This is a genomic window from Microbacterium sp. ABR10 (genome assembly GCF_057812175.1).
In genome coordinates this window covers 1,844,802-1,865,917 of sequence record NZ_CM173821.1, presented here as the reverse complement: position 1 = coordinate 1,865,917, position 21,116 = coordinate 1,844,802, and the positions used below count along the sequence as shown (strand labels likewise).

Genomic DNA, 21,116 nt, shown 5'->3' with positions numbered 1-21,116 from the left:
AGGACGCGAACGCGATGGCCTCCGCCGCGGCGGCTCAGTCGGACAACAGCTGGTCGCGCACCTGCCGCCGCAGGACCTTGCCGATGAGCGAGCGCGGGAGCTCCTCGACCACGACGAGGCGCTTCGGCACTTTGTAGGGCGTCAGGATGCCGCGCGCGAACGCGCGGACGGCCTCCGCCTCGAACGTGTCGGGATCCGAAGGGACGACCGCCGCGACGACCTGCTCGCCGGAGTGCTCGTCGGGCAGCCCCACGACCGCAACGTCGATCACGGACGGGTGCTGGCGCAGAACGCTCTCGACCTCGGTGGGGGCCACGTTGAAGCCGCCGGTGATGATCAGTTCTTTGATCCGGTCGGCGATGCGGACGAAGCCCGCCTCGTCGATCGTCACGATGTCACCGGTGCGGAACCAGTCGTCGACGAACACGGCCGCGGTTTCTTCGGGCTTGCCGTAGTACCCGCGGAACACCTGCGGCCCCCGTACGAGGAGTTCGCCGCGCTCGACGTCGGTGTGCGGGTCGTCGGGGTCGACGACGCGGCACTCCGTCCCCGGGAGGGGCAGCCCCACCGTTCCCGCGACACGGTTGTCGGCGACAGGGTTCGCCATCAGCACGGGGGAGCACTCGCTGAGGCCGTACCCCTCGACGAGGAACCCGCCCGTCGCCTTCTCGAACGGCACGACGAGCTCGTGCGGGAGGGCCATGGCGCCGGAGATGGCCACGTCGGTGCCGGCGAGCGAGACACCCTGCTGCTGCGCCGCCGTCAGGAGCCGGTCGGCGATGGGCGGCACGAGCGGGAGGAACGTGGCCGGGTGCTTCTTCGTGGCGGCGAGCACGAGATCGGGATCGAACTTCGGGAAGAGCACCAGACGCGCGCCCATGGACATCGCGAACGTCAGGCACAGCGTGAGGCCGTAGGCATGGAACATCGGCAGGACCGCGTAGACCACGCACCCCTCGCCCCGGACGATCTGCGGGACCCACGCCCGCGCCTGAGCGGCGTTCGCGAGGAGATTCGCGTGAGTGAGCATCGCGCCCTTCGGTGTGCCCGTCGTGCCACTCGTGTACTGGATGATCGCGAGGTCATCGGCCGCGGGGCGCGGATGCGACGCCGGAAGCGCCGTGTGCCGGACGAGATCGTCCCAGTCGATCGAGCCTTTCGTCTTCGCATGGAGTGCCGACCGCGACCGGCGTGCCTTGGCGAGGGGAAGTCGGAGGGCGAGACGCGTCATCAGGGGCATCGCGCGGGTCACGTCGACCGAGACGAGCGTGTCGACGCGGAGGTCGACGGGGAACTCCTGCACGGTCGCGACGACCTTGCTCCACACGATCGCGTGCTTCGCACCGTGGTCTTCGAACTGCTTGCGCAGTTCGCGCGGGGTGTAGAGCGGATTGTGTTCGACCACCACTGCGCCCAGGCGCAGCACCGCGTAGAAGGCGACGATGTGCTGCGGACAGTTCGGCAGCACGATGGCGACGTGATCCCCCGCACGGACACCCTGGGCCGCCAAGGCGGCAGCTGCGCGCGCGATCTGCTCGGAGAGCTCGGCGTAGGTCGTCTCCCGTCCGAAGAACTGCAGGGCAGGGGCGTCGGGATAATCGCGGACGGACGCGTCGACGATGTCGATGAGCGAACCGCTCTGCGGGGCCAGGTCTTCCGGCACCCCCGCGGCGTAGCTCGTGGTCCAGGGTCGCGGCGGATCGAAGCTCGTCACCCGGCCAGCCTAGAACGCGGGCTGTTCCCGCCGGCCGACCTGTCCACAGCCGACGAGGAACGATCGGTCACCCGGTTCCCGGGGGACGGGAATCGACGCGCACCCCATCCACCGCGGTCCCGGGTGTCGGCGACGCGCGAACTAGACTCGACGGGTGTCTGAAATCACCCCTGATCTCGTGCGCCATCTCGGTGTGCTCGCTCGGATCCAGTTGAGCGACGAAGAGGTGCAGAGCCTCACCGGCCAACTGGATGCCATCGTCGACAACATCGCGAAGGTGTCCGAGGTCGCGACCCCGGATGTCGTCGCGACGAGCCACCCGATCCCGCTCGAGAACGTCTTCCGCCCCGACGTCGTGCAGCCGCAGCTGACGCGCGAGCAGGTGCTGCAGAACGCGCCCGACCAAGCCGACGGCCGTTTCCGCGTCACCGCGATCCTGGGGGAGGAACAGTGACCGGCAACACCCCGTCGACGACCGACCTCGTGTGCACTGCGTCCGCGAAGAAGGAGCAGGGACGATGAGCGATCTCACCCGCCTGACCGCAGCCGAGCTGGCCGCGAAGCTCTCGGCATCCGAGGTGTCCAGCGTCGAAGCCACGCAGGCGCATCTCGACCGCATCGCCGCCGTCGACGGTGACGTCCACGCCTTCCTCCACGTCAATGACCACGCGCTCGACGTCGCGCGCGACATCGACCGCCGCCGCGCCGCCGGTGAGCCGCTGCACGAGCTGGCCGGTGTTCCCCTGGCGGTGAAAGACGTCCTGGTCACCACCGACATGCCCTCCACGAGCGGATCGAAGATCCTCGAGGGCTACATGTCGCCCTACGACGCCACTGTCGTTGCGCGCTCGCGCGCTGCGGGCCTGGTTCCGCTGGGCAAGACCAACATGGACGAGTTCGCGATGGGCTCCTCCACCGAGTTCTCGGCATACGGCCCCACCCGGAACCCGTGGGATCTCGACCGCATCCCCGGAGGCTCCGGCGGTGGGTCGGCCGCGGCCGTCGCCGCTTTCGAGGCGCCGCTCGCCCTCGGCTCCGACACCGGCGGCTCGATCCGCCAGCCTGCGCACGTCACCGGCACGGTGGGCGTGAAGCCGACCTACGGCGGAGTGAGCCGGTACGGCGCCATCGCGCTGGCATCCAGCCTCGATCAGGTCGGGCCGGTCACCCGCACCGTGCTCGACGCGGGACTGCTGCACGACGTCATCGGCGGACACGACGCGAACGACTCGACCTCGCTCTCTGACGCGTGGCCGTCGTTCGCCGCGGCCGCCCGCGAGGGTGCGACGGGTCAGGTGCTGAAGGGACTCAGGGTCGGCGTCGTCCGCGAGCTCGACGGCAGCGGCTTCCAGTCGGGTGTCACCGCGTCGTTCCGTGCGGCGCTGTCGGCGATGGAGGCACAGGGGGCCGAGATCGTCGAGATCAGCGCGCCGCACTTCGAATACGGCGTGGCCGCCTACTACTTGATCCTCCCCGCCGAGGCGTCGAGCAATCTCGCGAAGTTCGACTCCGTGCGCTTCGGCATGCGTGTGAACCCGCGGGGCGCGGCCACCGTCGAGAACGTCATGGCCGCGACCCGCGACGCCGGCTTCGGCCCCGAGGTCAAGCGACGCATCATCCTCGGCACCTACGCCCTGTCGGCCGGCTACTACGACGCCTATTACGGCAGCGCGCAGAAGGTGCGCACGCTCATCCAGCAGGACTTCGACGCGGCCTTCGGCCAGGTCGACGTCATCGCGACCCCGTCGGCACCGACCACGGCGTTCCGCATCGGCGAGAAGATCGACGACCCGCTGCAGATGTACCTGAACGACATCACGACGATCCCGGCGAACCTCGCGGGAGTCCCGGGCATCTCCATCCCCAGCGGCCTCGCCGAAGAAGACGGTCTGCCCGTCGGCATCCAATTCCTCGCCCCCGCCCGCGAAGACGCCCGTCTGTACCGTGTCGGCGCGGCGCTCGAAGCGCTGCTGGTCGACCAATGGGGCGGACCGCTGCTGGATCGTGCCCCCTCTCTCACGAACGGAGCGTCGCTCTGATGGCCAAAGACGCACTCATGGACTTCGACGAGGCGCTCGAGCTCTTCGAACCCGTCCTCGGCTTCGAGGTGCACGTCGAGTTGAACACTGCCACCAAGATGTTCTCGGCGGCACCCAACCCGGCCAATGAGGCCAACCACGGCGCGGAGCCCAACACGCTCGTCGCCCCCGTCGACATGGGACTCCCGGGTGCCCTCCCGGTGGTCAACCAGGAGGCGATCCGCTCCTCGATCAGCCTCGGCCTCGCCCTCGGCTGCTCGATCGCTCCGTCGAGCCGCTTCTCGCGGAAGAACTACTTCTACCCCGACCTCGGGAAGAACTACCAGATCTCCCAGTACGACGAGCCGATCGCCTTCGAGGGCTCGGTCGACGTCGAACTCGCCGACGGGACGATCGTGACGATCCCGATCGAGCGGGCGCACATGGAGGAGGACGCGGGAAAGCTCACCCACATGGGAGGCTCGACCGGTCGCATCCAGGGCGCGGAGTATTCGCTGGTCGACTACAACCGCGCCGGAGTCCCCCTCGTCGAGATCGTCACCAAGCCCATCTTCGGTGCCGAGCACTCGGCTCCCGACCTGGCGAAGGCCTATGTCGCGACCATCCGCGACATCGTCCGCGGGCTCGGCATCTCGGAGGCGAAGCTCGAGCGCGGCAACCTGCGCTGCGACGCGAACGTGTCGCTGCGCCCCCGCGGGCAGGAGAAGCTGGGCACCCGCACTGAGACGAAGAACGTCAACTCGATGCGCTCGGTCGAGAGAGCGGTGCGTTACGAGATCCAGCGGCAGGCCGCGATCCTCGCCAAGGGCGGGACGATCACGCAGGAGACGCGGCACTGGCACGAGGACACCGGGCGCACCTCGCCCGGCCGTCCCAAGTCGGATGCCGACGACTACCGCTACTTCCCCGAGCCTGATCTGCTGCCCGTGGTCCCCGCGCCGGCGCTCATCGAAGAGCTGCGCGCAGCTCTCCCCGAGCCGCCGGCCACTCGCCGTCGCCGTCTGAAGGCCGAATGGGGCTTCACCGACCTGGAGTTCCAGGACGTCGCGAACGGTGGACTGCTCGACGCCGTCGCCGAGACCGTCGCGGCGGGTGCCGCCCCCGCGGCCGCTCGAAAGTGGTGGACCGGTGAGATCACCCGCGTCGCCAACACCCAGGAGCGCGACGCCGCCGATCTCGTGTCGCCCGCGAACGTCGCCGCGCTGCAGAAGCTCGTCGATGCGGGAACCCTCACAGACAAGCTCGCGCGCCAAGTGCTCGAGGGCGTCATCGCCGGCGAAGGAACACCGCAGGAGGTCGTCGACTCGCGCGGTCTCGCGGTCGTCTCCGACGACGGGGCGCTCATCGCGGCGATCGACACCGCCCTCGCCGCTCAGCCCGATGTGCTCGCGAAGATCCGCGACGGCAAGGTGCAGGCAGCCGGCGCTGTCATCGGCGCGGTCATGAAGGCCATGAGAGGTCAGGCCGACGCCGCGCGCGTGCGCGAGCTCGTGCTGGAGCGCGCCGCCGCGCTGTGAGACACCGGATGCCACGACCTCGGCCGTCATGAACGGCTCGGGGTCGTGGCATCCGTCGTTCCGTCATGGGTCGGCGGTCGGGCGAGCCCCGGCCCCGGCCCGATGTCGGAGGTCCGGGAGACAATGGAAGCATGGGACGCGGAGACGGCACGGGGCGCATCGTCTCGCGCCCCGACGCGGATGACACCGGCACGGGCATCCTGCACGTCGATATGGATGCGTTCTTCGCATCTGTGGCCGTCCTCGATGACCCGTCGCTGGCGGGCAAGCCGCTGATCATCGGGGGATCCGAGGGCCGCGGCGTCGTCTCGAGCGCGTCCTACGAGGCCCGTCGGTACGGGGTCAAGTCGGCCATGCCCGTCGCCATCGCCCTTCGACTGTGCCCGACGGCGATCGTGGTCAATCCGCCGTACCACCGTTACACCGAGATGTCGCGTCAGGTGATGGCACTCTTCCACGACGTCACTCCTCTGGTCGAACCCCTCTCGATCGACGAGGCCTTCCTCGACGTCCGCGGCGCGCGGCGGCTCTGGGGCAGCCCCGGCACCATCGCCCGCGAGCTGCGCGCCCGGGTGAGGGCAGAGACCGGACTCACCTGCAGCATCGGCGTGGCGGCGACCAAGCACGTGGCCAAGATGGCCTCGACGATCTCGAAGCCCGACGGGTTGCTCGTTGTGGCGGCGGCCGACACCGAAGCGTTCCTCCGACCCCGTTCGGTGCGGGCGCTGTGGGGCGTCGGCCCCAAGGCGGCCGAGGCGTTGGAGTCCCGCGGCATCCGGCTCGTGTCCGACATCCTCGACACTCCGCGGCATGCCCTGGATCAGGTCCTGGGTGGCGCGATGGGCGAGCGGATCTGGCATCTGTCGCGGGGCATCGATGCGCGCGAGGTGCACACGGGTCGCTCCGAGAAGAGCGTCGGTCACGAAGAGACTTTCCACACCGACATCTCCGACACCGCCACGCTCCACGTCGAACTCCGACGCCTCGCCGACCGTGTCGGCGCGCGTCTGCGTGCCCAGCAGTACGAGGCGTCGACCATCTCCATCAAGGTGCGCTTCTCCGACTTCACGACGCTGAGCCGCTCGCGCACGCTGACCGAGCCCACCTCGGTCGGCCAGCGCATCGGCGACGCGGCGATCGAGCTGTTCGATTCCGTCGACCGCCGGCAGGCCGTGCGGCTCGTCGGAGTGCGCGGCGAGAAACTCAAGCCCGCGGCCATGGCGGCCACCCTCTGGGATGACGACGCCGAGTGGCGCCGCGTCGAGGGGGCGCTCGATGGGGCCACCGCCCGCTTCGGACGCGGGGCGGTGACACGCGGTTCGCTGCTGGGACCGTCACGGGGTGGGGGAGCGCTGCCGACGAACCCGCGGCCGTCGTACGACCACTGAGTCGTCGGGACGCACGTGCCCTCCGCCGGGCTCAGGAACCTCGGTGCAGCGGTCTGGTGGGATGAATCCTTCCGATGGGCTCGGGGGGCTTCGGTACGGGTCCGTGCGGTCCCTTCGCGAGCTCACGAACTCCGATACAGCGGCTTGGCGAGACCGGCCCTCTTGACCCGCTCGGGGCCTCGGCGTGGCCCGGGTCCGCGCGGCCCCTTCGACGAGGTCGGGGACCCGGCTGGGACGTCGCACGCGCGCGAGCTCGATGCAACGCCCCTTCGACGCGACGGAGCCACCCGCTACGGTGGTGCACATGCCCAACATCGCACTCGAACTCGGCAAGCAGTCCACCCACTTCGGCGTCTCCGCCGCATACGGCGAGCAGCAGGATGTCGACGGCGTGCGCATCGTCCCCGTCGCCCTCGTGTGGGCCGGTTACGGCGGCGGCTCCGACGAGCAGGGCAACGGCGGTGGCGGGGGTGGCGGCTACACGTTGCCGCTCGGCGCCTACATCCGCCGCGGCGACGACCTGCGCTTCGATCCGAACCTCGTGTCGCTGCTCGCCGTCGGCATCCCGTTCGTGTGGGTCGCCGGTCGCGCGCTCAGCCGTGTCATCCGCGCCCTCAAGAAGTAACACCGATCCGATCGACGTCGCCCTCGGCGCGGCGGTGGTCGCGCTGGCCGACCGCGTCGCCGCCGTCGGAGCGTCCAACCCGGTGGTCGTGCTCGACGGCCGCAGCGGGGCCGGCAAGAGTTCTCTCGCCCGCCGGCTCGTCGCCGGCTGGCCCGGTCGGGACCGCGTGCAGCTCGTCGCGCTCGATGACGTCTACCCGGGCTGGGACGGCCTCGCCGACGGCGTCGCCTACGCGCGCGAGAGCATCCTGCGCCCCCACGCGCGGGGGCTGATCGGGGTGTGGGAACGGTGGGACTGGGAGGCGGACGCACGGGCCGAGGCCCATGCGGTCGATCCGTCGCTGCCCCTCGTCGTCGAAGGTTCGGGTCTGCTCACACCGGAGGTCGCCGCCCTCGCGGACGTTTCGGTCTGGGTCGAGGCGCCTGGTGCGTCGCGCAAAGCGCGCGCGCTGGGTCGGGACGGCGACACCTACCGTCCGCACTGGGACCGGTGGGCGCATCAGGAAGACCATCACATCGCTGTGCACGACCCGGTCGCGCTCGCCTCGCTGGTCGTCCGAGTGCCGTAGGCGTCGTCACCGTCGAGGTGTCGTCACCCACGGGAACGCGGTCAGCGTCGGTCGAGGGCGGTCATCAACCCGTCGAGGCGGTAACCGATCCAGTCGTACACCCCGAAGCGCGGATCGTCGGGCTGATGGTCGTCTTCGGTGTGGATGCCGAGCCGTGTCGCCAGCACGAGACGGACCGCCGACAGTGTCCGCATCCATGCCAGGGCCTCGCCCTCACCCAACGCGACGGCGATCGTGGCATCCGGGTCGCTCGTGGGGTCGAGATCGGCGCCGTCGATGCCTAGGGTCCGCAGGAGGGTCGCGGCATCCTGCCCTCGACGCTCGAGGAGGTCGCCGCCCGTCAGTCGGCGGAATTCTCGACTCGCAGCCTCATCGTCGGGGTACGCATCGGGAAGCAGCCGCGTCACCGCGGGATCGGCGGCCGACCGGGTGTCGGCGAGGAGATCGCGGAACTGACCGACGATGCCGGCGAGGTGCAGAGCTTCGAGCCCGCTGATCTCGAGCACGACGATGCGCTCACTCACGCCGGGTCCTTTCTGACAGTGGCCCAGAGGCCGAAGTCGTGCATGGCCTGCGTGTGCGCCTCCATCACCTCTCGGGGTCCGCGCGCGACGACCGCGTGGCCGTCGTGATGAACGGCGAGCATCAGACGGTGCGCGGTGGGGGCGTCGAAGCCGAAGTAGTTGCGGAAGACGTGCGCGACGTAGCTCATCAGATTCACGGGGTCGTTCCACACGACGGTCTGCCACGTCGAGGGGGGCTGTTCCGACGGCGCCCGATCGGTTTCGGCGTCGAGGTCGGGCATGGTCAGGCCACCCATCACGCCCACCCGAGCTCGTGGAGCCGCTCGTCGTCGATGCCGTAGAAGTGGGCGATCTCGTGCACGAGGGTCGTGTGGATCTCATCGCGCAACTCGTCCTCGTCGGCGCACGCCGCGAGGTGGGGCTCGCGGTACAGGATGATGCGGTCGGGGAGTTCCCCCACGCCATATCGATCGCGCTCGGTCAACGCCCACCCGTCGTACAGGCCCAGCAGGTCGAGGGAGCCGTCCTCGGGGCGGTCCTCGACGACGAAGACGACGTTGTCGAGGCCCTCGATCATGTCGTCGGGAAGCTGATCGAGCTCGTCCACCACGAGGCGTTCGAAAGCCTCGGCGTCGAGGGTGAGAGCGGGATGATCCTGGATGCCGTCATCGGTCGGCGTCGTGGCCTGCTCGCGCTCGGACGAGGTCGTCACGCTCCCCGCGTACGGGTCTTCGCCGTCGTGCACGCGAACCTCCCGGGGGTGTGTGGAGCACGTGGCCGGCTCCGGCGCCGGGTCGCTACTCCGTCGTCGATTCTACGGGCGCGCGGTCCTCGCGGGCCGGAAACACGAGAGCCCGGCGGAGTGTGTCCGCCGGGCTCTCGATGAGGGAGGAGCGTGCTTTTGCCCGATCTTCCCTCGGTTTGACTGGGGTGGCTAACGGGACTTGAACCCGCGACCCCCGCGACCACAACGCGGTGCTCTACCGACTGAGCTATAGCCACCATGTGTCTGCCGCAGCAGACAACTGAACGATTATGTCATACGTCCAGTGCGAACGACGACACGGCCGCCGTCGAAACGGCCTTCGCCTCGTCGCTCGTGGGACCGGGCTGCGGGACGAAGACCGCGGCGCGATAGTACGCAAGTTCGCGGATCGATTCGCGGATGTCGGCGAGGGCGCGGTGGCCCCCGTGCTTGGCCGGCGCCTGGTAGTAGGCGCGCGGGTACCACCGGCGCGAAAGCTCCTTGATGCTCGAGACGTCGACGTTGCGATAGTGCAGCCACCGGTCGACGCGCGGCATGTATTTCGCCAGGAACATGCGATCGGTGCCGATCGTGTTGCCGGCGAGGGGCGCTTTGCCCTCGACCGGGGCGAAGCGCTGAATGTACTCGAGCGCCTGGAACTCGGCATCCGCGAGGCTCACCCCGTGCGGGATTTCATCGAGCAGGCCGGAGGACCGGTGCATCTCGGTGACGAAGTCGCCCATGTTGGCCAGGGCGGAGTCGTCGGGCTTGATGACGATCTGGAAGCCGGGGTCGATCACGTTCAGCTCGAAGTCGGTGATGACGACGGCGATCTCGACGAGTTCGTCGACCGCGAGGTCGAGGCCCGTCATCTCGCAGTCTATCCAGACGAGCCGGTCGTTCTCGGAGGCGTTTACCATCCCCACATTCTAGTGAGGGGGCTCGGCGAGGGGATCTGGTCCCCCAGACACGATTCGAACGTGTGACCGGCGGATTAGAAGGCCGCTGCTCTATCCACTGAGCTACTGGGGGTCGTCTTCAGGATATCCGTCGTCGCCGACGCGCCGCACCAGCCCCTGGCGCGCCCGCCCGCGCGGGCGTAATCTCCGGCGCAACGAGAGCGAAGGAGCACTCATGTCGGAAACGGTGACCAAGCGTCTCTGGGTGGCCTACGGACCCGTCGGGGTCGTCGGGAAGATCCAGCAGGATGCCGAGGGATACAGCGTGCACATGGCGGGCAAGGGTGAGCGGCTCGGCGTCTACCCGTCGATGGAGATCGCGAAGAACGCCCTCCACTCCCACCTCAAACCCGGGAGCGACCGGCCGGAGTTCCGGGAGCACTGAAAATGGCTGCGCCTCTCGGGTTCGGAGGATCGGGCCCGGGGGCGCATCACTGCACGTGTCGGGTGGCGCTGAGTACGCGCTTCGCCTTGGCGGGGAAACCCACTCCGGTGGTGCTCATCGGACCCGGCGTGCCACAGGACGCTTCGGTGTGACCGGGCCCCCGCGTCACGCGCGGGCGAGCCGCCGGGTGCGCGGCGCGGTGCGGGTGAAGGCGAGCAACGGCATCGCGACGTGCACGAGTGGGCCGATGCCCAGGGCGAAGACGAGCGTGCCCACGCCGACGGTCCCGCCGAGGAGCCAGCCGAGGATGAGCACCGTTCCCTCGACCGTGAGTCGGCACGCCCAGATGGGCCATCCGAGCCGTCCATGCAGACCCGTCATGAGTCCGTCGCGTGGGCCGGGTCCGAAGCGGGCGCCGATGTAGAGCCCCGAGGCGACCGCCACCAGCACGACACCCGCGACGAGCAGCAGCACCTGCATCCAGAGTGCGTCGGGGTGCGGGAGGATCCCGAGTGCGATCTGCATGCTCGTCCCGACGAGGAGGATGTTGGCGATGGTGCCGACCCCGGGCTTCTGGCGAAGCGGGATCCACAGCAGCAGCACGGCGAGACCGACGATGTTGGTGATCCAGCCGATCCCGAGGCCCGTGACGCGCGACAGGCCTTGAGCGAAGACCGTCCACGGGTCGACGCCGAGTCCGGCGGCCACGGTGAGCGCGCACCCGACGCCGTACAGCACGAGTCCGACGAACAGGCGGGAGATTCGGGAGAGCATGGAGAGATCCAATCATGAGATTGGACGCAGGTGAGGATGCCAATCCGGCTATCGTGGCACGATGGACTCCCGCATCTCCGCTCGCGCTCTTTCCGTCGCTCTCGGCGGCTGGCGGGGGAGCGGACCCGCCTATGAGGCACTCGCCGACGGCATCCGGTTGCTGTGTCTCGACAACAGGCTCGCCCCCTCGACGGCCCTTCCCGCTGAGCGAGAACTCGCGTCGGCTTTGCACCTGAGCCGGACGACGGTTGCCGCCGCGTACCGCAGTCTGCGCGACAGCGGGCACATCGAGAGTCTGCGCGGGAGCGGCAGCGTGACGCTTCCCCTGCGGAGGAACGACCCCGGGCGGTTGGACGCCGGCGATGCGGCCATCGACCTGCAGCAGGCGAGCCCCGCCGCGTGGCCCGGCCTGCCCGCGGTCATCGCCGAGGCGACGCAGGATGCCCCTGCCCTGGTCTCGCGTATCGGGTACGACGTGGTCGGCGACGCGGGGTTGCGTGCCGCGATAGCGCAGCATTACGCGGGGCGCGGCATGCCCACGTCGCCCGACCAGATCCTCGTCACGACGGGCGCCCAGAGCGCCATCCACCTCATCGCCTCGGTGCTGCTCGGCCGTGCAGACCGGGTGATGCTGGAGACGCCGACGTATCCGCACGCCGCCGACGCCTTCCGACGCGTCGGGGCGCGGCTCATCGGCGTGCCGGTCGACTCGGACACCGGATGGGACCTCGAGCGCGCCGCGCAGAGCTTCGCCCGCGCTCTGCCGACGTTGGCCTACCTGATGCCCGACTTCCACAATCCGACGGGCCGGACCATGACCCTCGAAGAGGTTTCGGCCTTCGTATCGGCGGCCCAGGCGGCGGGCACGCTGCTGGTGCTCGACGAGACGACGGCGCAGCTCGACATCGACCGCCCGGTCGGACCTGCGCCGTTCCCCGACGACGATCGCATCATCCGTGTCGCATCGCTCGGCAAGACCGTGTGGGGCGGGCTTCGCGTCGGGTGGATCCGCGCGGCCCCTGACATCGTCAGGCGCCTCGCGAGCGGACGCCCGGTGCACGATCTCGGCACTCCCGAGATCGAGCAGGCCATCGCCCGGCGACTCGTACCCCGTCTCGACGAGATCGCGCATCAACGCGGTGAGCTGCTGCGCGCGGGCCGCGACAGTCTGGTCGCGGCGCTTCGCCGGACGCTGCCCGACTGGGAAGTGCCCGACGTGTTCGGCGGCGTGTCGCTGTGGGTGGGTCTCGGCGAGCCGCTCAGTACGCCGCTGGTCATGAACGCCCGCGCACGTGGGCTGGCGCTCTCGGCGGGGTCGCGCTTCGCCGTGGAGGGCGGTCACGATCGGCGCCTGCGCGTGCCGTTCACGGCGCCCCCGGCGACGCTCGAACGTGCTGTCGACGTCTTGCGCGCCGCCTGGGACGATGTGCGCGGCGGTCGGACGAGTGCCGCCCGCGAAGACTTCGCCCGGGTCGTCTGACCCGCCCGGCTGGAGCTGACGCTTCGCCGACTGCGCATCAGCGCGCATAGCGCAGGCACTCGAGCGCGTCGCTCGACGACCAGAATTCTCCGAGCCGGCGGAAGCCGCCGGATGCGGCGTGGAACCGCTCGGCCGCGTAGCGCCAGCCGCCGTCGGACGAGATCGCCCGGATGTGACCCACGACGATGCCGCGCGGATCGGCGATGCGCCAGAGGCCGGCGGCGACGTGCGTCGCCGCTCCCCACCCGGCCGAGCGCGGAGCCGGGGCGAGATCGTTCCACAGTGCGGTGGTCATGCCTCGACGGTACGACCGACCTCCGACATCGACTCCGGCGCGGGCAGGGGGCCGTTCCTCCCCAGCCGAGCGTCACCGTCATCCCTCCACGGAACGGTGGAATCGTGCCGCCCGCGCTCGCTCGACCCGGTCATTCTGAGTGGGCTCCGGCATCCGTCGGGCACACGGATGCCGGAGCGCACATCACGTCGAGAGGACACATCATGAGCGATCACATCACCCTCGTGGGCAACATCGTCGGGGACATCGAACAGCGGGCCACACGTGCCGGCGGCTCCGTCGCCGCCTTTCGTCTCGCCGTCGGCGAGCGAAGGCTCGACAAGGAGCGCGGTGAGTGGGTGGACGCGCACACCAACTACTACTCGATCTCCGTGTTCGGGGAGTTGGGCGCCAATGCGCTCCGATCGCTGCGCAAAGGCGAGCGCGTCGTCTTGAGCGGAAGGCTGAGGTTGCGCGAGTGGGAGACGGAGACCAAACGCGGTGTGAGCGCCGATGTCGTCGCCGATGCCATCGGTCACGATCTGCGGTGGGGAACCACGCGCTTCGACCGTGCGCCCAAGCCCGGCGCTCCGGCGGAGGCGGCATCCGACTCCGTCGCGGCGGCCACCGCCCGTGGCGGAGCAGAAGGGGCGGACGCCGCGGAGGAGGCGGCGTGGTCGGTGCCGGGTGCGCCGAACGAACCGGTCGGTGTCGGCGCGGGCCCGGGTGGCGCCGTTGCGATGGACCCCGACAGACCGTTCTGACCACTGCCCGCGGTGGGCGGCGGCCGAGGGAGCGCGGCGTGCGGGTCCGTAGACTCGAAGCCGTGTCTCGCTCCTTCGGTCGCCCTCTCGCCGCCCTGACCCTCTTGGCCGTTCTGGCCGTCACGGGCTGCACCGGCGAATCTCCCACGACGCCGACCGACACGGTCCACACGAGCGCCCCGGTGTCGTCGGCTCCGACGGATGCCGCCACCGCTGCACCGAGCTCGCCGGCTGCCGTCGCACTCGTTCCGGGCGGCAGCGCGCAGCAGAACCTCCCCTTCTTCACGCAGGTCGTCGCCACGGTCTGGGCGGGATCCGGTCAGGTCGACGGACGCGCCTACATCGACGCGCTGGCGGGGGCGGGGTTCGACAAGGGGGCTATGCAGGTGACACCCGACGAGTCGACGATCGGGAACGCCGCCGAGAGCATCGAGTTCTCCGTCCGGCTGGGCGCGGACTGCCTCGTCGGTCAGGTCGGACCTTCCATCGGCAATCCCGTCACGACGGTGCTACCCGGCCTTTCGTCGGGCGGGTGCCTGATCGGGCAGACGCGGCCGATCGACTGGTGAGAGGCGTTCGACGCCCGTCGGCTCCCGCCGCACGCCGCCCCTAGACTGGACGGGATATGGCCGAATACATCTATTCCATGGTCCGTGCCCGCAAGGCTGTGGGCGACAAGCTCATCCTCGACGACGTCACGATGTCGTTCCTCCCCGGTGCGAAGATCGGGATGGTCGGCCCGAACGGCGCCGGAAAGTCCACGATCCTCAAGATCATGGCCGGGCTCGACAATCCCTCCAACGGTGAGGCGCGTCTGAGCCCCGGCTTCTCGGTCGGCATTCTCATGCAGGAGCCCGAGCTCGACGACACCAAGACGGTGCTGGAGAACATCCAGGACGGTGTGGCGATCAAGCCCAAGCTCGACCGTTTCAACGAGATCTCGGCCCTCATGGCCGACCCCGACGCCGACTTCGACGCGCTGCTGGCCGAGATGGGCACACTGCAGGAAGAGATCGACGCCGCCGACGGCTGGGACCTCGACTCCCAGCTCGAGCAGGCGATGGACGCGCTGCGCACGCCGCCCGCCGACGCGTCGGTGGTCCCGCTCTCCGGTGGAGAGCGTCGTCGTGTCGCCCTTGCGAAGCTCCTGCTGCAGAAGCCCGACCTGCTGCTCCTCGACGAGCCCACCAACCACCTCGACGCCGAAAGCGTGCTGTGGCTCGAGCAGCACCTCAAGGCGTACAAAGGCGCGGTCATCGCCATCACGCACGATCGGTACTTCCTCGACAACGTCGCGGAGTGGATCGCCGAGGTCGACCGCGGGCACCTCTACCCTTACGAGGGCAACTACTCGACCTACCTCGAGAAGAAGGGCCAGCGGCTGGAGGTCCAGGGCAAGAAAGACGCCAAGCTCGCCAAGCGCCTCAAAGAGGAACTCGAGTGGGTGCGCTCCAATGCCAAGGGCCGCCAGGTCAAGTCGAAGGCGCGCCTCGCGCGATACGAAGAGATGGCAGCCGAAGCCGAGCGCACGCGCAAATTGGACTTCGACGAGATCCAGATCCCCGCGGGCCCGCGCCTCGGCGGCATCGTCATCGACGCGAAGAAGCTCGAGAAGAGCTTCGGCGACCGTTCGCTGATCAGCAACCTCAGCTTCAACCTGCCCCCGAACGGCATCGTGGGGGTCATCGGCCCCAATGGCGTCGGGAAGACGACTCTCTTCAAGACCATCGTCGGCCTCGAGCCGCTCGACGGGGGAACGCTGAAGATCGGCGAGACGGTCAAGATCAGCTACGTCGATCAGTCGCGCGCGGCCATCGACCCCGAGAAGACTCTCTGGGAAGTGGTGTCCGACGGCCTCGACATCATCACGGTCGGCAAGACCGAGATCCCCTCGCGCGCCTACGTGTCGAAGTTCGGCTTCAAGGGGCCCGACCAGCAGAAGAAGGCCGGTGTGCTCTCCGGTGGTGAGCGCAACCGCCTGAACCTGGCCATGACACTGAAAGAGGGCGGCAACCTGCTGCTTCTCGACGAGCCGACGAACGACCTCGACGTCGAGACCCTCAGCTCGCTCGAGAACGCCCTTCTCGAGTTCCCCGGCTGCGCCGTGGTCATCACCCACGACCGGTGGTTCCTCGACCGCATCGCCACGCACATCCTCGCCTACGAGGGCACCGAGGAGCACCCCGACCAGTGGCACTGGTTCGAGGGCAACTTCGAGGCGTACGAGGCCAACAAGATCGAACGCTTCGGGGCGGATGCCGCGAACCCGGCGCGTTCGACGTACCGCAAGCTCACGCGTGACTGACACCCCTGCAACCCCCGACTCGGGTCCGGCCGGCGCCGGACCCGAGCGGGTGCACGTGCCGATTCCCCTGCGGTGGGGCGATCTCGACGCCCTCGGACACGTCAACAACACCTCGATGCTGAAGCTGCTCGAAGAGGCTCGCCTGCGCGCTTTCTGGCGTGGCGACGACGACGGCATCCCGCTGCCGACCGCGGTGTTCGACATGAGCGTGCTCGAGAGCGGGGGAGAGCGCGCGACGCTCATCGCGCGCCAAGAGATCGAGTACCTCCGCCCCGTTCCTTACAGCCAACGCCCTCTCGACGTGCGCCTGTGGATCGGTGCCATGGGGGGATCGAGCGCCGACATCTGCTTCGAGGTCTTCAGCCCGACGGGTTCTGACGAGCCGGTGCTCTACGCCCGAGCGACCGTCGTCGTCGTCCTCGTCGACACCGCCAGCGGTCGTCCGATCCGCTGGAGCTCCGCCGAGCGAGAGGCGTGGGCGCCGTACATCGGCGACCCGATCGACTACCGTCGACGTTCCGCTCGGGGCTGACGGCGAAGGCGCGATGCGGCCCGACGCTCGTTCGCGTCGTCTGACGAGCGCCGACTTCGGCACCCCTGGCGCCGGTAGCCGGCGTCAGCCGCTTGCGGCCCCGGCCATCGCTCTCGGCATCCGCCGACGGCGTCAGTCGCGCGGCACCCGCACCATGATCTCCTGTGCCACGCTCGCCACGAGCAGACCGTCGCGCGTGTAGATGCGTCCGGTCGACAGGCCGCGGCCGCCGCGCGCGTTGGGCGACTCCTGAACGTACAGGAGCCAGTCGTCGACGCGGCCGGGACGATGCCACCACATCGCGTGGTCGAGGCTGGCGACCTTGAGCCCCGGCGTGCTCCACGCCACACCGTGAGCTCGAAGGATCGTCTCCTGGATGGTGAGGTCGCTGAGGTACGCGAGTGCGGCGCGGTGCACCGCGGGATCGTCGGGCAGGGGGCGACGCGTGCGCATCCACACGGCCTGACGAGGCACGTGCGGGCCCTCGACCGAGGTGTACAGGGGTGAGGGGACGTGCAGTACGTCGGCCGGACGCTCGGAGAACATCCGACGACTCAGCGGGTGCAGACCCTGCGGATCGAACTCCGGGAGGTCTTCGGGGAGCGGGATGCCGTCGGGCATCGGCTCGGCGTGCTCGAGACCCGGGTCGTCGTCTTGGAACGAGGCGATCATCGAGAAGATGGGCACGCCCGCCTGGTAGGCCTGGGTGCGGCGTGTCGAGAACGAGCGGCCGTCGTGGATGCGATCCACCGAGAACGTGATGCCGTCGGCGGGGTCGCCGGGCCGCAAGAAGTAGCCGTGCATCGAGTGCACCGTGCGTTCGGGTGGCAGGGTGCGTGATGCCGCGACGATCGACTGCGCGAGCACCTGGCCGCCGTAGACGCGGCCGAACGGCATGGCCTGCGAGACGCCGGTGAAGATGTCTTCGGTGGTCCGGGCTCCGGCGTCGCGGAGGTCGAGGACCGCGAGCAACGACGCCACGGGATCGACGGCGTCGGTCACGCTGACTCCATTCCGGTACGGCGAGCCCGCACCGCTTGGTAGTTTAGGGCGGGTGTCCGCGCGTCTGTTGTTCCCCGATCCGCAGGCGGCCGCCGACCTGCTCACCTTCGCGTCCCGCGCGATCCGCTTGGGCGACGGGACGGTGCGACTCCGGGCCGAGAACGGCGTGCTCGTCACGACCGCCGCACCCCTCGCGCCCCGCGGCCTCTTCGACACCACGCCCACGGTGCTGGGACTGCGCGTGTCGGCCATCGATCCCGAGCTGGAGTGCGATCTCGTCGTCGACGCCGCGGCTCTGCTGCCGGCTCCCGATGATGCGCAGGCCGTGATCCTTCCCGAGACCGCGACCTCTCCCGCGTGGGCGGGGATCTCGCCGCCGCGCAGCGGATGGGACCAGACGGATGCCATCGACGCGGCGGTTCTGGCATCCCGTGCGCAGTTCGGAGTCGCCGCCGTCGCGGACGCTCTGCCCGCGGACGCGGGCGAGGACGTCGTGCGCGTGATTCGCGCGCAGGTGTGGGGTCAGCCCGATGACGCTCTCGGCGGCCTGCCGCTGGGGACGGCGTTCGCCGCATTCGCGCTGGGGTTCATCGCCGGCGGCGAGACGGCTACGGTGCGGACCAGCGGCGCCTGGACGCGCGTCACACTCGCGCGCGGCCACGTGCTCGTGCGGGGCCCGGTGCGATCCGGACTCACGGCCGTGCGCGCGACAGGCGCCTGACCCAGCAAGCGCATAGGTGGCCGCCATACGATGAGGGAAGCAAGGGGAGTACTCCCGTCGCGATGCATCCGTCATCACGAGGCCACCGCTGGTCTCCGGGTGCATTGGTCCGATTCGGGCGGAGGAGACCTTGACGTCGCAGCCCCGTGCTGCCCGTCGAAGGGTGCCCCTGTGGTGGTCTCGTTCTCCCGTCTGTTCGATCTCGCGTCCAAGGCCGTCGACAAGGCATCGTCGTCGTCGTCATCGCCGCGTCCGCCGGCCGCGGCCGGCGGCAAGGATTGGCGCGACATGGTGCGCTCCGCAGCGGATGCCGTCACGGGTGATCGGCGCACGGGTTCGGCTGCCGCGGTGCCGCCCGCCCCGCCGGCCGGTCACGGTGCCCCGCCCGCGCCGACCGGGCGTTACGCTCCACCCACGGCATCCGGAGGCTCGTCGAGCCTCTCGCCAGACGATCGCGCCGCGATCGCACGCTACGACTACCTGCTGCGCACCGCCGACCCTGACCGGGTCGAGCAGATGCACCGCGAAGCCTTCGAACGGCTGACGCCGGCGCAGCGAGCACACGTGCGGGAGCGGATGGATGCCGATCTTGCGCCCCACGAGCGCCCGCGCTCCGACACCCCCGATGAGCTCGCTCGGACGGCGGCGCGCGCGGAAGCAGCGCGCCCCGGACGCATGTCGACCCTGCTTGCCCGCGCCGGCCGCGGGGGCCTGATCGGAGCCGGTGTCGTCGGTGCCGGGGGGCTCCTCGCGGCCGTCGCGGGCGGCGCCGTCGTGAGCGCCGTCGCCGGTCCCCTGCTCGCGCAGGCCGGTCAGATGGGTGTCGACTTCATGGGGCTCGCCGAGGGCGTCGACCTCGAGGGTCTGGCATCCGGGGTCGATCTCGCAAGCCTTGCCGAGGGCGTCGATGTCGGGGCCGCGGGCGAGTGGGCGGGCGGCGCAGCCGACTGGGCCGGCGGCGCGCAGGATGCCGTGTCGGGTGCAGGCGATCGCATCAGCGGCTTTGGTGACAGCCTGTCGAACTTCGACCTTCCGGGCTTCGGCGACTTCCTCGGTCGCTGACGCGTCCCGGGCGACGTGTGGCGCGGCTGGCTACTCGGCGGCGCGCACGGGCAACCCGGTGTCGGGACGACCGTTCTGCTGCGGACCGATGCCGCGGGGCTCGAAGGTGTTGACCATGGCGTGGGCGGCGCGCTCGAGGTAGTCCCAGAGCGGCGCCTCGAACGCGGGCGGGAGGGCGATCTCGTCGACGGCTGCGCGCATGTGTCGGAGCCATCGGTCGCGCGCATCGGGGTCGACGTGGAAGGGCATGTGCCGCATGCGCAGACGCGGGTGTCCGCGTGTCTCGCCGTAGATGGGGGGACCGCCCCAGTACTGCGCCAGGAACAGCGTCAAGCGCTCTGCGGCGGGGCCCAGGTCTTCTTCGGGGTACATCGGCTTGAGCACCTCGTCGGAGGCCACGCCGCGGTAGAACGCATCGACGAGGCGACGGAAGGTGTCCATCCCCCCGACCTGGTCGTAGAAGCTGACGGGTTCGCTCATCTCGTGCCTTCTTCGTCGGCGCGGACGGCCGGGGGCGTGGGTTTGGGGGTGTCGGCGCCCGGCAGGTCGAGCGTCGTCGTGGGCGCCGCGTCGTGCACTGTCTTCTTCTGCGTCACGGGTGCGGCGTCATCGCCGTCGCCGGCCGGGGCGAGGGGCTTGCTGCGTCGGCGCGGTTTCCAGACCGGGCGTGCGTCGCCCGCCGCGACGGGCGTCTCTTTCGTCTTGGGCGGGTGTGCGCCGCGAACGCTCTGCGCGCCTTCGGCTCCGGTGAGCACGATGGAGTTCAGCTGCGGCAGCGAGATGCCCAGCTCGTCGATCGCGCGCTTGAGGCGGGCGCGCAGTTCGCGAGCGACGTCGTCCTTCGCGCTCGAGCGCGTCTTCATCACCAGACGGATGACGATCGCGTCGCCGCCGATGGATTCGAGGCCCCAGATCTCGGGCTGCTCGATGATGCGCGAGCGCCACTTGTTCTCTTTCGCCATCGTCTTCGCGGCGCTCAGCATCGCTTTCTCGACGACGTCGAGGTCGGCATCCACCGGTACGGCCAGATCGATGATGACGCGCGACCAGCCCTGCGACATGTTTCCGATACGCGTGATCTCGCCGTTGCGGACGTACCAGAGCGTGCCGTTGACGTCGCGCACGTGCGTGATGCGCACGCTGACGAACTCGACGATGCCGGTGGCCAGGCCGAGATCGACCACGTCACCGATGCCGATCTGATCCTCGGCGACGATGAAGATGCCGTTGAGCACGTCTTTGACGATGTTCTGGGCGCCGAAACCGAGCCCGGCGCCGATCGCCGCGGTGAGCAGGGTCAGCGACGCGAGGGCGTCAGGGGCGACGATCCCGGCGATCCACACGAGAGCGACGATCACGAGGATGACGTTGACGATGTTCTGCAGGATTGTGCCGAGCGTGCGGGTGCGCTGCACGAGGCGGACGGCGCTGAGCGGGGAGCGGTCGAGAGCCTGCGTGTCGTCGACGCGGGCCTTGCTCTTGGCACCGTTGACGATGCGGTCGACCACGCGGCGGATGATGACGCGCAGGATCCAGGCGGCGACAGCGATCCCGACGATGATGCCGAGGACCCGCAGAAGAACGCCACCGAAGCCGAGCAACTGGCCACCGATCCAGGTCCAGGTGTCGAGGTCGGCCAGCTGTGCGGGCGAAGTGATGGAGGGAGACGGGCTTGGTTCGGGAATGGTTTCGGCGAGAACGGACATCCCATTCAGACTAACGACGGATGCCTCGGCGC

24 protein-coding genes and 2 tRNA genes are annotated in these 21,116 nt (G+C 69.6%); 14 read left to right on the top strand and 12 right to left on the bottom strand.

Annotated features, from left to right (window positions below):
- Nucleotides 1-34: 34 nt before the first annotated feature.
- Nucleotides 35-1,714, bottom strand: coding sequence for a long-chain-fatty-acid--CoA ligase (locus tag ACXKZF_RS08615; protein WP_488983947.1), 1,680 nt, complete (start codon nt 1,712-1,714; stop codon nt 35-37).
- Nucleotides 1,715-1,868: 154 nt separating this feature from the next.
- Here ACXKZF_RS08615 and gatC point away from each other — a divergent pair, with 154 nt between their 5' ends.
- From gatC to ACXKZF_RS08585, 6 genes are all read left to right on the top strand, one after another.
- Nucleotides 1,869-2,168, top strand: a complete 300-nt coding sequence (gene gatC, locus ACXKZF_RS08610) for an Asp-tRNA(Asn)/Glu-tRNA(Gln) amidotransferase subunit GatC (RefSeq protein ID WP_055954207.1) — start codon at nt 1,869-1,871, stop codon at nt 2,166-2,168.
- 64 nt (nt 2,169-2,232) lie between these two features.
- Nucleotides 2,233-3,753 carry an Asp-tRNA(Asn)/Glu-tRNA(Gln) amidotransferase subunit GatA gene (gatA, locus tag ACXKZF_RS08605; RefSeq protein WP_488983946.1) on the top strand — a complete coding sequence of 507 codons (1,521 nt, stop codon included), beginning with the start codon at nt 2,233-2,235 and terminating at the stop codon, nt 3,751-3,753.
- Nucleotides 3,753-5,270, top strand: a complete 1,518-nt coding sequence (gatB, locus tag ACXKZF_RS08600; RefSeq protein WP_488983945.1) for an Asp-tRNA(Asn)/Glu-tRNA(Gln) amidotransferase subunit GatB — start codon at nt 3,753-3,755, stop codon at nt 5,268-5,270. The genes gatA and gatB overlap by 1 nt, the downstream gene beginning before the upstream one ends.
- A 131-nt stretch (nt 5,271-5,401) precedes the next feature.
- Nucleotides 5,402-6,658 carry a DNA polymerase IV gene (locus ACXKZF_RS08595; RefSeq protein WP_243222237.1) on the top strand — a complete coding sequence of 419 codons (1,257 nt, stop codon included), beginning with the start codon at nt 5,402-5,404 and terminating at the stop codon, nt 6,656-6,658.
- A gap of 304 nt (nt 6,659-6,962) precedes the next feature.
- Nucleotides 6,963-7,283, top strand: a complete 321-nt coding sequence (locus ACXKZF_RS08590; protein WP_055954219.1) for a hypothetical protein — start codon at nt 6,963-6,965, stop codon at nt 7,281-7,283.
- Nucleotides 7,258-7,851: a nucleoside/nucleotide kinase family protein gene (locus tag ACXKZF_RS08585; protein WP_488983944.1), complete on the top strand. Its 594-nt coding sequence runs from the start codon at nt 7,258-7,260 to the stop codon at nt 7,849-7,851. The genes ACXKZF_RS08590 and ACXKZF_RS08585 overlap by 26 nt, the downstream gene beginning before the upstream one ends.
- A 41-nt stretch (nt 7,852-7,892) precedes the next feature.
- On the opposite strand, the gene ACXKZF_RS08580 is transcribed toward ACXKZF_RS08585, so the two are convergent.
- The 6 genes from ACXKZF_RS08580 to ACXKZF_RS08555 form a co-directional block, all read right to left on the bottom strand.
- Nucleotides 7,893-8,375, bottom strand: coding sequence for a DUF2017 family protein (locus tag ACXKZF_RS08580; RefSeq protein ID WP_488983943.1), 483 nt, complete (start codon nt 8,373-8,375; stop codon nt 7,893-7,895).
- Nucleotides 8,372-8,671 carry an ATP-dependent Clp protease adapter ClpS gene (clpS, locus tag ACXKZF_RS08575; protein ID WP_082484915.1) on the bottom strand — a complete coding sequence of 100 codons (300 nt, stop codon included), beginning with the start codon at nt 8,669-8,671 and terminating at the stop codon, nt 8,372-8,374. Before clpS ends, ACXKZF_RS08580 begins: the two co-directional genes overlap by 4 nt.
- Entirely contained in the window at nt 8,671-8,952 is a 282-nt protein-coding gene (locus ACXKZF_RS08570) for a metallopeptidase family protein (protein ID WP_235561256.1), read from the bottom strand. Before ACXKZF_RS08570 ends, clpS begins: the two co-directional genes overlap by 1 nt.
- 349 nt (nt 8,953-9,301) lie before the next feature.
- Nucleotides 9,302-9,377, bottom strand: a tRNA-His gene (locus tag ACXKZF_RS08565).
- Between the two features lie 36 nt (nt 9,378-9,413).
- A complete protein-coding gene (gene orn, locus ACXKZF_RS08560; RefSeq protein ID WP_055954229.1) occupies nt 9,414-10,040 on the bottom strand; it encodes an oligoribonuclease in 627 nt (208 codons plus the stop codon).
- Between the two features lie 36 nt (nt 10,041-10,076).
- Nucleotides 10,077-10,152: transfer RNA gene (locus ACXKZF_RS08555), tRNA-Arg, on the bottom strand.
- A gap of 102 nt (nt 10,153-10,254) precedes the next feature.
- Here ACXKZF_RS08555 and ACXKZF_RS08550 point away from each other — a divergent pair.
- Entirely contained in the window at nt 10,255-10,464 is a 210-nt protein-coding gene (locus tag ACXKZF_RS08550) for a hypothetical protein (protein WP_055954232.1), read from the top strand.
- 165 nt (nt 10,465-10,629) lie between these two features.
- Here the strand turns inward: ACXKZF_RS08550 and yczE are convergent, their stop codons facing one another.
- The gene (yczE, locus tag ACXKZF_RS08545; protein WP_055954235.1) at nt 10,630-11,238 is read right to left on the bottom strand and encodes a membrane protein YczE; all 609 of its coding nucleotides are present in this window, start codon (nt 11,236-11,238) and stop codon (nt 10,630-10,632) included.
- A 61-nt stretch (nt 11,239-11,299) separates the two neighbouring features.
- On the opposite strand from yczE, the gene yczR reads away from it, so the two are divergent.
- A complete protein-coding gene (gene yczR, locus ACXKZF_RS08540) occupies nt 11,300-12,718 on the top strand; it encodes a MocR-like transcription factor YczR (protein ID WP_488983942.1) in 1,419 nt (472 codons plus the stop codon).
- 37 nt (nt 12,719-12,755) lie between these two features.
- Here the strand turns inward: yczR and ACXKZF_RS08535 are convergent, their stop codons facing one another.
- The gene (locus ACXKZF_RS08535; protein ID WP_055954241.1) at nt 12,756-13,013 is read right to left on the bottom strand and encodes a hypothetical protein; all 258 of its coding nucleotides are present in this window, start codon (nt 13,011-13,013) and stop codon (nt 12,756-12,758) included.
- Nucleotides 13,014-13,216: 203 nt separating this feature from the next.
- Between ACXKZF_RS08535 and ACXKZF_RS08530 the strand changes: the two genes are divergently transcribed.
- The 4 genes from ACXKZF_RS08530 to ACXKZF_RS08515 all read left to right on the top strand — a co-directional run bounded on the left by ACXKZF_RS08530 (nt 13,217) and on the right by ACXKZF_RS08515 (nt 16,593).
- On the top strand, nt 13,217-13,756 hold the full coding sequence (locus tag ACXKZF_RS08530) for a single-stranded DNA-binding protein (RefSeq protein ID WP_488983941.1): 540 nt from the start codon (nt 13,217-13,219) through the stop codon (nt 13,754-13,756).
- A 62-nt stretch (nt 13,757-13,818) separates the two neighbouring features.
- Nucleotides 13,819-14,325: a DUF6993 domain-containing protein gene (locus tag ACXKZF_RS08525; RefSeq protein WP_488983940.1), complete on the top strand. Its 507-nt coding sequence runs from the start codon at nt 13,819-13,821 to the stop codon at nt 14,323-14,325.
- Nucleotides 14,326-14,381: 56 nt separating this feature from the next.
- The gene (ettA, locus tag ACXKZF_RS08520) at nt 14,382-16,061 is read left to right on the top strand and encodes an energy-dependent translational throttle protein EttA (RefSeq protein ID WP_055954247.1); all 1,680 of its coding nucleotides are present in this window, start codon (nt 14,382-14,384) and stop codon (nt 16,059-16,061) included.
- Nucleotides 16,054-16,593, top strand: a complete 540-nt coding sequence (locus ACXKZF_RS08515; RefSeq protein ID WP_055954250.1) for an acyl-CoA thioesterase — start codon at nt 16,054-16,056, stop codon at nt 16,591-16,593. The genes ettA and ACXKZF_RS08515 overlap by 8 nt, the downstream gene beginning before the upstream one ends.
- A 132-nt stretch (nt 16,594-16,725) precedes the next feature.
- Here the strand turns inward: ACXKZF_RS08515 and ACXKZF_RS08510 are convergent, their stop codons facing one another.
- On the bottom strand, nt 16,726-17,595 hold the full coding sequence (locus ACXKZF_RS08510) for an acyl-CoA thioesterase (protein ID WP_235561243.1): 870 nt from the start codon (nt 17,593-17,595) through the stop codon (nt 16,726-16,728).
- Between the two features lie 52 nt (nt 17,596-17,647).
- On the opposite strand from ACXKZF_RS08510, the gene ACXKZF_RS08505 reads away from it, so the two are divergent.
- Nucleotides 17,648-18,316 (top strand): DUF8185 domain-containing protein, encoded by a 669-nt coding sequence (locus ACXKZF_RS08505; protein ID WP_055954253.1) that lies wholly within the window; start codon nt 17,648-17,650, stop codon nt 18,314-18,316.
- 171 nt (nt 18,317-18,487) lie between these two features.
- Nucleotides 18,488-19,378 (top strand): cation-transporting ATPase, encoded by an 891-nt coding sequence (locus ACXKZF_RS08500; protein WP_488983939.1) that lies wholly within the window; start codon nt 18,488-18,490, stop codon nt 19,376-19,378.
- Between the two features lie 30 nt (nt 19,379-19,408).
- Here the strand turns inward: ACXKZF_RS08500 and ACXKZF_RS08495 are convergent, their stop codons facing one another.
- Both ACXKZF_RS08495 and ACXKZF_RS08490 read right to left on the bottom strand, forming a co-directional pair.
- Entirely contained in the window at nt 19,409-19,858 is a 450-nt protein-coding gene (locus ACXKZF_RS08495; protein ID WP_055954258.1) for a globin, read from the bottom strand.
- On the bottom strand, nt 19,855-21,084 hold the full coding sequence (locus ACXKZF_RS08490; RefSeq protein WP_243222247.1) for a mechanosensitive ion channel family protein: 1,230 nt from the start codon (nt 21,082-21,084) through the stop codon (nt 19,855-19,857). The genes ACXKZF_RS08495 and ACXKZF_RS08490 overlap by 4 nt, the downstream gene beginning before the upstream one ends.
- Nucleotides 21,085-21,116 lie beyond the last annotated feature (32 nt).